9 protein-coding genes are annotated in these 10,793 nt (G+C 72.1%); 4 read left to right on the forward strand and 5 right to left on the reverse strand.

The genetic code is table 11. The annotated features are described in order from the left end of the window. Positions 1-24: 24 nt before the first annotated feature. The 5 genes from ACIPTO_RS27490 to ACIPTO_RS27510 form a co-directional block, all read right to left on the reverse strand. Positions 25-645 carry an ATP/GTP-binding protein gene (locus ACIPTO_RS27490; RefSeq protein ID WP_366321281.1) on the reverse strand — a complete coding sequence of 207 codons (621 nt, stop codon included), beginning with the start codon at positions 643-645 and terminating at the stop codon, positions 25-27. Beyond that, entirely contained in the window at positions 626-1,030 is a 405-nt protein-coding gene (locus ACIPTO_RS27495) for a DUF742 domain-containing protein (protein ID WP_366321283.1), read from the reverse strand. The genes ACIPTO_RS27490 and ACIPTO_RS27495 overlap by 20 nt, the downstream gene beginning before the upstream one ends. Continuing rightward, positions 1,027-1,434, reverse strand: a complete 408-nt coding sequence (locus ACIPTO_RS27500) for a roadblock/LC7 domain-containing protein (RefSeq protein WP_019066134.1) — start codon at positions 1,432-1,434, stop codon at positions 1,027-1,029. The genes ACIPTO_RS27495 and ACIPTO_RS27500 overlap by 4 nt, the downstream gene beginning before the upstream one ends. Then, positions 1,431-3,017, reverse strand: a complete 1,587-nt coding sequence (locus ACIPTO_RS27505; protein ID WP_401196450.1) for a sensor histidine kinase — start codon at positions 3,015-3,017, stop codon at positions 1,431-1,433. Before ACIPTO_RS27505 ends, ACIPTO_RS27500 begins: the two co-directional genes overlap by 4 nt. Positions 3,018-3,311: 294 nt before the next feature. Further along, the gene (locus ACIPTO_RS27510; protein WP_366321287.1) at positions 3,312-3,947 is read right to left on the reverse strand and encodes a TetR/AcrR family transcriptional regulator; all 636 of its coding nucleotides are present in this window, start codon (positions 3,945-3,947) and stop codon (positions 3,312-3,314) included. A gap of 186 nt (positions 3,948-4,133) precedes the next feature. Here ACIPTO_RS27510 and ACIPTO_RS27515 point away from each other — a divergent pair, with 186 nt between their 5' ends. The 4 genes from ACIPTO_RS27515 to atzF are packed head-to-tail and all read left to right on the forward strand — an operon-like array spanning position 4,134 to position 10,784. Then, a complete protein-coding gene (locus ACIPTO_RS27515; protein ID WP_401196452.1) occupies positions 4,134-4,958 on the forward strand; it encodes an urea amidolyase associated protein UAAP1 in 825 nt (274 codons plus the stop codon). Continuing rightward, on the forward strand, positions 4,955-5,572 hold the full coding sequence (locus ACIPTO_RS27520; protein ID WP_401196454.1) for an urea amidolyase associated protein UAAP2: 618 nt from the start codon (positions 4,955-4,957) through the stop codon (positions 5,570-5,572). Before ACIPTO_RS27515 ends, ACIPTO_RS27520 begins: the two co-directional genes overlap by 4 nt. Then, complete coding sequence (locus tag ACIPTO_RS27525; protein ID WP_401196457.1) at positions 5,569-9,078, forward strand: 5-oxoprolinase/urea amidolyase family protein; 3,510 nt, start codon at positions 5,569-5,571, stop codon at positions 9,076-9,078. The genes ACIPTO_RS27520 and ACIPTO_RS27525 overlap by 4 nt, the downstream gene beginning before the upstream one ends. A 53-nt stretch (positions 9,079-9,131) precedes the next feature. Then, a complete protein-coding gene (atzF, locus tag ACIPTO_RS27530) occupies positions 9,132-10,784 on the forward strand; it encodes an allophanate hydrolase (RefSeq protein WP_401196460.1) in 1,653 nt (550 codons plus the stop codon). Positions 10,785-10,793 lie beyond the last annotated feature (9 nt).

Here is a 10,793-nt window from a genome sequence, read left to right on the forward strand (position 1 = left end):
ACGATGTCGGGGGAGTCGGGCGGGTCACGTGAGTGAGCCCGTCATCGCCAGGGAGTGCAGGAAGCGCATCAGGGTCATCAGGACGTCCCGGCTGGAGGCGCGGCGGCGCGCGTCGCACTCCACGATGGGGATGTCCGGGGACAGGTCCAGCGCCGTGCGCAGGTCGTCCAGGGGGTAACGGGGGCCGTCCGGGAAGGAGTTGACGGCGATCACGAACGGCACCCCGCGCTCCTCCAGCCGTCCTATGACGTCGAAGCTGACTTCGAGGCGCCGGGTGTCGATCAGCACCACCGCGCCGAGCGCGCCCTCGAACAGCCCGTTCCACAGGAACCAGAAGCGTTCCTGGCCGGGGGTGCCGAACAGGTACAGCACCAGTTGCTCGGTGATGCTGATGCGGCCGAAGTCCATCGCGACGGTGGTGGCCGTCTTGGTGTCCGAGCCGTAGTCGTCGTCGACGCCGACACCGGCCTGCGTCATGGTCTCCTCGGTGGTCAGCGGTCGGATCTCGCTGACCGAACCGACCATGGTCGTCTTGCCGACCCCGAAGCCGCCGACGATCACGATCTTCACCGCGGCCTGGGCCGTGTGCGGGAGATGGTCCTCGGTCCGCGGACCCGTGAGGGTGTCAGAGCTTTTGAAGTCCATGCATCACCGCTTCGAGGAGGGAACGGTCGGGGAGCGCCTGGCGGACGATCGGGGCGCGCGCCTGCACCAGTTCGGCCGTCAGCAGCTCGGTGAGCAGGACGGTCACCACGCTGTACGGCAGGTTGAGATAGGCCGACAGCTCGGCCACGGACAGGGGGGCGATACAGAGCCGGAGCAGGGCCGCCTGTTCCGGGGTGGCCGACTGCGGCGCGTCGGAACGCGCCACGATCAGCGTGACCAGGTCGAGTTCGGCCCGGTCGCCGTCCTCCGTCGCGCCGGTGAGCACGTAGAGACGTTCCGGGATCTTTCCTTCGCCCTGCTTCTTGGCGGGCTCGGGCGGCGGTCCATCCGTCGGATGCCGCCGCCGGCGTTGCGGAGGAGTCATACGGTCTGCCCGTTGCGCCTCGGCGGGCTGGTGAGGTGTGCGCCGATTCTGACGACGAGGTCACGCATGCGGTTGCTCATCAGGCCGGGTTCGGCGACCACGTCGGACAGCACCGCGAGATAGGCGTTGGCGCCCGCGGCCATCAGATAGAAGTAGCCGCCGTTGATCTCGATGATGACCATCTTCATCCGGCCGTCGCTGCCGGGGATCTCGGAGGCGACGGCGCCCGCCAGGCTCTGCAGTCCGGCGCAGGCCGCGGCGACGCGGTCGGCGGCGTCCGGGTCACCGCCGTAGCGGGCGATGCGCAGGCCGTCGGCGGACAGGACCACGATCTGCTGGATGCCGGGCACGCCGTCGGCGAGGTCCTTCAGCATCCAGTCGAAGTTGGCTCGCTGCTGGATCACTTGAGGTTCCCCTCGTCGTCGGCCTCGGCTCGGGCCGGCTCGGTCTTCTGGGTGAGAGCGGTCGGGTCCGGGTCACCCTTGAGGCCTTCCATGAACGCCTCGACCCACAGGCCCGGTTCGGGTTCGTCCTTCTTCTCCGGCTCGGGCTCGGGCACGCCCCACGCGGAGCGGGCCTCCCGTGCCGCGGCCTCGGCGCGCTCGGCGGCGGCCTGTTCGGCGTAGCGCTGGGCGAGCGGGACCTTGACCCGGCTGCGGCGCTGCGGCAGGCCGCCCGCCGTCCACTCGGTGACCTCGGGAACCTCGTCCTCCATGCTGACCGAGGCCGGGATGCGCGGGCTGGTGGGGCGGCGGCGCTTGATCGTGCGCTTGGGGCCGTCGACGGCGCCGAGTTCGGCCTTGGGCATGGCGGTGGCGCCGATGCCGTGGGCGAGTCCGGGCGCGGTGCCGGGCGTGAGCATCTCGCTGGGCACGATGAGGACGGCGCGGACGCCGCCGTAGGCCGAGGCGCGCAGCGAGATCTGCATGTTGTACGTCGCGCAGAGCCGGCCGACGACCTGGAGGCCCAGGCGCGGGCTCTCGCCGAGGTCCTGGAGGTCGGTGCCGGCCTTGGCGCGCTCCAGCATGCCCTCGGCGCGGGCCCGTGACTCCTCGCTGAGGCTGACGCCGCCGTCCTCGATCTCGATGGCGACGCCGGTCTGCACCTCCACGGCGGTGACGTGCACCTTGGTCTGCGGGGGCGAGTACCGCGTGGCGTTGTCGAGGAGCTCGGCCGCCGCGTGGATGACCGGCTCGACGGAGATGCCGCGGATGTTGACCTTGGCGATGGAGTGCAGTTCGATGCGCCGGTACTCCAGGATGCGGGACATGGCGCCGCGCAACACGCTGTACAGCGGCACCGGTTCGGGCCACTGGCGGCCGGGGCGGCCACCGCCGAGCACCGAGATGGAGTCGGCGAGGCGGCCGATCAGCGCGGTGCCGTGGTCGATGCGCAGGAGGTCGTCGAAGACCTCGGGGTTGCGGCCGTGGTCCTCCTCCATCTCCCGGAGTTCCTTGGCCTGTTGGTGGACGATGGCCTGGACACGGCGGGCGATGCTGACGAAGGAGCGTTGCGCGGAGTCACGCATGTTCTCCTCGCGCTCCACGATCTTGAGCACGGTCATCAGCAAGTCGCGCTGCGGCTGGGGAAGTTGCCGCCACTCGGGATCGGTGTCGACGACTTGGCGAATCACCTCTCCGGGGGATTCTCCGCTGCTGAGCCGGTGGAGGGTGGCGGGCAGGATCTCCTTGCCGAGGCGCACCGTCTCGTGCGTCTGGTCGGCGAGCCGCCGTTCCAGATACGCGGTGTGACGGGCGTGTTCGGCACGCGCGTCGCGCAGGATGCGTCCACGTCGTACGGCTTCGGCCGCTGTCGCGATCACCAGGAGTGTGGCGACGGCTCCGCACCAGCCGACGGCGATCCGGGCCGGCCCCGCCACCAGGGCGACGGCGGCCCCGGTGGCTGCGGCCATCACTATGGCGGGCGGCAACAGCACGCGCGCGTAGGGAAGTTCACGGCCACCGGGAGGCGATTGAACACTCACCATGTATGCCCTCTGAGACGGGTCGGCTGGGGGATCGGGGGAGCTCTGGGGGGAGCTTCTGTATCTTTTGCATGTTTGGGAACAAGCGCCCGAATACAGCCCAACTCGGTGCGCTGCGGGCGAGCTTAGTCCGACCGGATCATCGCTGTGTCATATTCAGCAAGCACCTGAAATGGGACACGGAAGGGGAGTAACCTCGGCTCATTTACACGCTGCGCCTTCATTCGTACACACCGAGTGACGGTGAACAGGTGCACGAACATCACTCACCGTGATGAGTGAAGCCCCTGTTCCGGCTCAGACTCCGGCGATGCGCAGCGCGGCGTCGGCCGTGGCCTCGGCGAAGGCGGACACCGGCCGCTCGGGGTCGGAGCGGTGCACGAGGATGACGCCCTCGATCAGCCCGAACACCAGATCCGTACGCAGCTCCAACTCGCTCTTGGCGAGCGCCCCGCCCGCGGCGGTCGCGGCGAGCAACTGACGGTAGGCGTCCTTGAGTTCGGCGCGCACGGCATGGAAGCCGGCGAACCGCTCGGCGCGCACCTCAGGCAGCAGATACAGCCCGCCGAGGTTGTGCGGACCGCCGCACAGCAGCTCGACGTCGGTGCGGCACAGCTCCCACAGCCGGCCCTCGGCCGGGGTGGCGTCGTCCGCGAGGAGTTCGCGCGCGCAGGCCAGCGAGGGCGTGACCGTGGACTCCAGGAGGTCCGCGAGCAGCTCCTCCTTGCCGGAGACGTAGTGGTACATGGACGCCTGTCGCATGCCCGCGCGCTCGGCGACGGCCCGGGTGGTGGTGGCCGCGTAGCCGCGCGTGGTGAACAACTCGGCCGCGGCGGCGAGGAGTTCGGCACGCGGCGACAGCCCGCTGTCCGGCCGCTGGTCGGCCCGCGGCCTGCCGACCCTGCGACCGCCCCGCGCACCCGGTGTCCCCATGCGTTCGATCCTCGCACACGGCCCCGCGCGGCGACCGCCCGCCGGACCGGCGGCGATCTTCGTGAGGGCTCGGTAACCGAGCGGCAACACCCGGGCAACCCCGGTGACCCGCCCGCCTCCTAATTTCTGTCGGGCGACAGAAATGCCGTACGACCGAGACGTCCCCCCAGCCGGAGGTCCCCCGCGATGGCGACAGCGACCACTTACGGAGCCCGCGACCACGCCCGCGCCCAGCAGGGCAGCCGGGCCGAGGCGATGCCCGTCGTCCCGGCCGGCGACTGGCCGTCCCCGCCCTGCGAGGCGGGCCACCTGGTGTGGGCCGAGACCGTCGCGGGCGGCAACTACACCCACCGCGTCCTCGCCCGCGGCACCGAACTCCGCCTGACCGACCCGCGCGGCGACGCCTGCGCCCATCTGCTCCTGTACGCGGCCGACCGCCCGTGGGAGCGCCTGAACGTCGCCGACACGGTCAAGGTCCAGTGGAACGCCTACCTCGGCGAGGGCCGGCTCCTCCTCTCCGACCAGGGCCGCGTCCTCGCCTCGCTGATCGCCGACACCTCGGGCCGCCACGACGCGCTGTGCGGCACCTCCACCCTGATCCGCAACACCGAGCGCTACGGCGACGGCACCCCGCAGTCCGACTCCCCCGCCGGACGGGAGCTGTTCAAGCTCGCCGCCGCCAAGAACGGCCTGGAACCACGGGACATACCGCCCTCGCTCTCCTTCTTCCAGGGCGTCGCGGTCCGCGGCGACGGCTCCCTCGACTTCACCGGCTCGACCGGCCCCGGCGGCAGCGTGACCCTGCGCGCCGAACAGGACGTGACGGTACTGCTCGCGAACGTCCCGCACCCGGCCGACCCGCGTGACGCCTACGTCAACTCCCCGCTGGAGGTGCTGGCTTGGCGCGCCGAGGCCACCAAGCCCGGCGACCCGCTCTGGGACGCCACACCCGAGGGCCGCCGCGCCTTCCTCAACACCGCCGAATTCCTCGCCGCGAGGGGGCTCGCATGAGCACGACCGTTGTTCCGGCCCGCGCCGCCTGGTCCGCCGTCGTCCGCACCGGCGAGACCCTCACGATCACCGACCTGCACGGCAACCAGGCCGTCGACTTCCTCGTCTACGACGCCCACGACACATCGGTCCGCTACAGCGCCCCCGACACCGTCCAGGCGCAGGGCAACCTCTTCCTGACCACCGGCAGCGTGCTGATGTCCAACGAGCACACCCCGCTGATGACGGTCACCGCCGACCAGGTCGGCCGGCACGACACCGTCGGCGGCGCCTGCTCCAAGGAGTCGAACACCCTGCGCTACGGCCACCACACCTGGTCGCAGCACGCGTGCGTGGACAACTTCCTCGCGGAGGGCGCCCGTCACGGCCTCGGCAAACGCGACCTGGTCTCCAACATCAACTGGTACATGAACGTGCCCGTCGAGCCGGACGGCACCCTCGGCATCGTCGACGGCCTCTCCGCCCCGGGCCTCGAACTGACCCTGCGCGCCGAACGCGACGTCCTCGTCCTGGTCTCCAACTGCCCCCAGATCAACAACCCGTGCAACGGCTTCGAGCCGACCGCAGTCGCCATGACGCTCGCCGGGACCGCCTCCCGAGGGGATGCCGGATGACCTTCGACACGCTGCTGATCGCCAACCGGGGCGAGATCGCCGTCCGCGTCATCCGCACGGCCCGCGCACTCGGCCTGCGCACGGTCGCCGTCTACTCCGACGCCGACCGCGCCGCACCCCATGTACGCCTGGCCGACGAGGCGGTACGGCTCGGCCCGGCCCCCGCCAAGGAGTCGTACCTCGACGCCGACCTGGTCCTCAAGGCGGCCAAGGACACGGGCGCGGGCGCGATCCACCCCGGCTACGGCTTCCTCTCCGAGGACGCGGCCTTCGCCCGCCGCTGCGAGGACGCCGGGATCGTCTTCGTGGGCCCGACTCCCGCACAGCTGGAGCTGTTCGGCGCCAAGCACACGGCCCGCGCGGCAGCCGAGGCGGCGGGTGTCCGACTGGCGCCCGGCACGGGCCTCCTGGCCGACCTCGACGACGCACTCACCCAGGCCGCCCGCATCGGCTACCCCGTCATGCTCAAGGCGACCGGCGGAGGCGGCGGCATCGGCATGTCGGCGTGCCACTCCCCCGCCGGACTCACCGAGGCCTGGGACCGGGTGCAGCGCGTCGCCGCCGCCTCCTTCTCCTCCGCCGGGGTGTTCCTGGAACGCCTCGTCGAGCACGCCCGCCACGTCGAGGTACAGGTCTTCGGCGACGGCGAGGGCCGGGTGGTCACCTTCGGCGACCGCGACTGCTCCCTCCAGCGCCGCAACCAGAAGGTGCTGGAGGAGGCCCCCGCACCGGGCCTCCCCGACCGCATCCGTGCCCGACTGGCCGACTCGGCCCGCGAATTGTGCGCCTCGGTCGGCTACCGCTCCGCCGGAACGGTCGAGTTCGTCTACGACGCCACCCGCGAGGAGGCCTACTTCCTGGAGGTCAACACCCGTCTCCAGGTGGAACATCCGGTCACCGAGGAGATCTACGGCGTCGATCTGGTCGCCTGGATGCTGCGGCTGGCCCGGGGCGAGTCCGGTGTCGTCCGCGACCCCGGCACCCCGCGCGGCCACGCCGTCGAGGCCCGCGTCTACGCCGAGGACCCGTCCCGTGAACACCGGCCCAGCGCGGGCCTGTTGACCCGGGTCGAGTTCCCGGACGACGTGCGGGTCGACGGCTGGGTGGAGACCGGCACCGAGGTGACGACGGCGTACGACCCGATGCTCGCGAAGGTCATCGCGTACGGCTCGGACCGCGCCGACGCGCTGCGCCGGCTCGGCGAGGCCCTGGCCCGCACCCGCGTGGACGGCATCGAGACGAACCTCGGCCTGGTCCAAGCGGCCCTGGCGGAACCGGACTTCGGATCGGCCACGCACTCCACGGCGACCCTCGCCACCGTCACGGATCCCACCCCCCGCATCGAGATCGTCTCCGGCGGCACCCTCACCACGGTCCAGGACTGGCCGGGCCGCACCGGCTACTGGCAGGTCGGCGTGCCCCCGTGCGGTCCGATGGACGACCTCTCCTTCCGCCTCGGCAACCGCGCGCTGGGCAACGAGGAAGGCACTCCCGGCCTCGAATGCACCCTCCAGGGACCGACGGTGCGGTTCACCCACGCCACCACGGTGTGCGTGACGGGCGCCCCGGCACCGGTGACGGTGGACGGCGTGCCCGTCCCCCAGTGGGAGCCGGTGACCGTGCCCGCGGGATCGGTCCTGGAGATCGGCACCCCGGCCGAACACGGCCTGCGCACCTACGTGCTGGTCGCGGGCGGCCTGGACGTTCCCGGCTTCCTCGGCAGCGCGAGCACCTTCACGCTGGGCCGGTTCGGCGGGCACGGCGGCCGGGCGCTGCGCACCGGTGACGTCCTGCACGGCGGCACGGTCGCCGAGGGCACACCGGTGCCGACCGGCGAACGCCCCGTCCTCGACGCCGTCTGGGACGTGGCGGTGGCCGAAGGCCCGCACGCGGCACCGGAGTTCTTCACCGAGGACGACATCCACGACTTCTACGCCGCCGACTGGAAGGTCCACTTCAACTCGGCGCGCACGGGCGTCCGTCTGGTCGGCCCGAAGCCGCGCTGGGCGCGCACCGACGGCGGCGAGGCGGGCCTGCACCCGTCCAACATCCACGACACCCCGTACTCGGTCGGCGCCGTCGACTACACCGGCGACATGCCGGTCCTCCTCGGCCCCGACGGCCCGTCCCTCGGCGGCTTCGTCTGCCCGGCCACGGTCGTCAGCCAACAGCGCTGGAAACTGGGCCAGTTCAGGCCCGGCGACACCGTCCGCTTCGTCCCGGTGGACGTCGGCGGCTCGCCCCGCCCCGCCATCGTGGACGGCGGCATCCTGGCGAGGGACCACGACGTCACCTTCCGCCGCAGCGGCGACGACAACCTCCTCGTCGAGTTCGGCCCCATGCAACTGGACCTGGCCCAGCGCATGCGGGTCCACGCCCTGATGGAGGCGGTCGCGGAGGCCGGCTTCGAGGGCGTCACGGACCTGACCCCCGGCATCCGCTCCCTGCAGATCCGGACGGACCCGGCCCGCCTCCCGCAGCACCAACTCCTGGCCGCCGTACGGGAGACAGTGGCAGCCCTCCCGCCCACGGACCAACTGGTCGTCCCCTCCCGCACGGTCCACCTCCCCCTCTCCTGGGACGACCCCGCCACCCGCGAGGCCATCGCCCGCTACATGGCCGGCGTCCGCGACGACGCCCCCTGGTGCCCCTGGAACATCGAGTTCATCCGCCGCGTGAACGGCCTCGACTCGGTCCACGACGTCCACTCCACGGTCTTCGACGCGGAATACCTCGTACTGGGCCTGGGAGACGTCTACCTGGGCGCCCCGGTGGCCACCCCGCTGGACCCCCGCCACCGCCTGGTCACCACCAAGTACAACCCGGCCCGCACCTGGACCGCCGAGAACTCGGTCGGCATCGGCGGCGCGTACCTCTGCGTCTACGGCATGGAGGGCCCCGGCGGCTACCAGTTCGTGGGCCGGACGACCCAGGTGTGGTCGGGCTGGCAGCAGCGCGGCGCGTTCGAGCCCGGCTCACCCTGGCTGCTCCGCTTCTTCGACCGCATCAAGTGGTACCCGGTGGCACCGGACGAACTCCTCGAACTCCGCGCCGACATCGTCTCCGGCCGCTTCGTCCCGCGCATCGAGGAGGGCACGTTCTCGCTCGCCACGTACGAGGCGTTTCTCACCGAACACGCCGACTCCATCGCGGAGTTCAGGGTCCGCCAGCAGACCGCGTTCGGCGCGGAACGCGAAGCCTGGGAAGCGGCGGGCGAGTTCACCCGGGCGGAGGCGGCCGGCGCCCCGGCTCCGCCCCGGGCCGAGCCGGCCGTCCCGGCCGGCGGGCGCCTGGTCGAAGCCGAGTTCGCCGCCTCCGTCTGGCAGGTGAACGTGGAGCCCGGTGACGAGGTGACGGCGGGCCAGCCCCTGCTGGCCCTGGAGGCGATGAAGATGGAGTCCAGGGTGCACGCCCCGATGGCGGGCGTGGTGACGGAGATCCTGGCCAGGCCCGGAGACCAGGTGGAGGCGGGCACGGCCCTGCTGGTCCTGGCACCGGCGAGCTGAGCCCGCCCGAGCCAGGCCACCGAACCCGCGCACCGAACCGCGAGGAGCACCAGATGCCGACCACCGTGTCCCGAGTCCGAGCCGCCTACGCCCGCGTACAGGCGGTGAACCGCCCGGAGATCTGGATCGACCTGCGCCCGCAGACGGAGGTCGAGCACGAGGCACGGGCGCTGGACGACCGGCTGACGGCGGGCGAACGACTCCCGCTCGCGGGACGTCTGTTCGCGGTCAAGGGCAACATCGACGTGCACGGCCTCCCGACGACCGCGGGCTGCCCGGCCTACGCCTACGCCCCGGAGGCCGACGCCCCGGTGGTGGCCCGTCTCCGCGCGGCCGGCGCGCTCGTGCTCGGCGCCACGAACCTCGACCAGTTCGCCACCGGCCTGGTCGGCACCCGCTCCCCCTACGGCGCGGTCCGCAACGCCCACGACCCGGAACGGATCAGCGGCGGCTCCAGCGCGGGTTCGGCGGTCGCCGTGGCCCTGGGCATCGTCGACTTCGCCCTCGGCACCGACACGGCGGGCTCGGGCCGGGTCCCCGCGGCCTTCAACGGCATCGTCGGCCTGAAGCCCACCCGGGGCCTGGTCCCCACGGCGGGCGTGGTCCCGGCCTGCGCCTCGATCGACTGCGTCACGGTCTTCGCCCGCACCCTCCCCGAGGCCGAACAGGCCCTCGCCTTCATGACCTCCCCGCCGACCCGCACCCTCCCGCCGCTCCCCCAGCGCACCCCGGGCCCCTGGCGCGTGGCGGTGCCCCCACGGGACCAGCTGGGCGAACTGGACGAGGGCTGGGCGGAAGCCTACGAGGAGGCGGTCACCCGCCTGTCCCGGGCGGGAGCGGAGATCCGCACCCTGGACCTCACGCCGTTCACGGAGGCGGCGGCGATGCTCTACCAGGGAGCGTTCGTCGCCGAGCGCTACACGGCGGTGGGGGCGTTCATCGACAAGGCGATCGCCTCCGGCACCGAGGGCCTGGACCCCACCGTCGCCGAGATCATCACCAGGGCCCGGGACATCCCGGCCCACCAGCTGTACGCGGACGAGGAACGCCTGACCGCTCTGCGCACCCGTGCCCTGTCCGAACTGGCGGACGCCGACGCCCTGTTGCTCCCGACGACCCCGGGCCACCCCACCCTGACCGAAGTGGCCGCCGATCCCCTGGGCGCGAACGCCCGCCTGGGCCGCTTCACCAACTCGACGAACCTCTTCGACCTGGCAGCGGTGGCGATCCCGTCCGGCGAGGTGAACGGATCGCCCTTCGGCGTGATGCTGATCGGCCCGGCGTTCACGGACGACCGCCTGGCGCGCCTGGCCCGCGACCTGGACCCCACGGTGCCACTCGCCGTCGTAGGAGCCCACTTGACGGGCCAGCCCCTCAACCCCCAACTGCTGTCCCTGGGCGCCCGCTTGGACCGCACGACGACCACGGCCCCGGTCTACCGCCTGCACGCCCTCGCGACAACTCCGCCCAAGCCGGGCCTGGTTCATGTCGGCGAGGGCGGAGCGGCGATAGAGACCGAGGTCTGGCGTCTGCCGGCAGAAGGCCTCGGCCGCCTGCTCGCCGCCCTCCCCCGACCCATGACCCTGGGCAGCGTCCAGCTCTCGGACGGCACCAGCGTCCCGGGCTTCCTCTGCGAGCCGGCGGCACTGGCACACGCAGAGGACATCACCCGGTACGGCGCCTGGCGAACCTACCTGGACCGGTGAGCTCTCGGA

The sequence above is a fragment of the Streptomyces sp. NPDC090083 genome (assembly GCF_044747445.1).
Classification (GTDB): domain Bacteria; phylum Actinomycetota; class Actinomycetes; order Streptomycetales; family Streptomycetaceae; genus Streptomyces.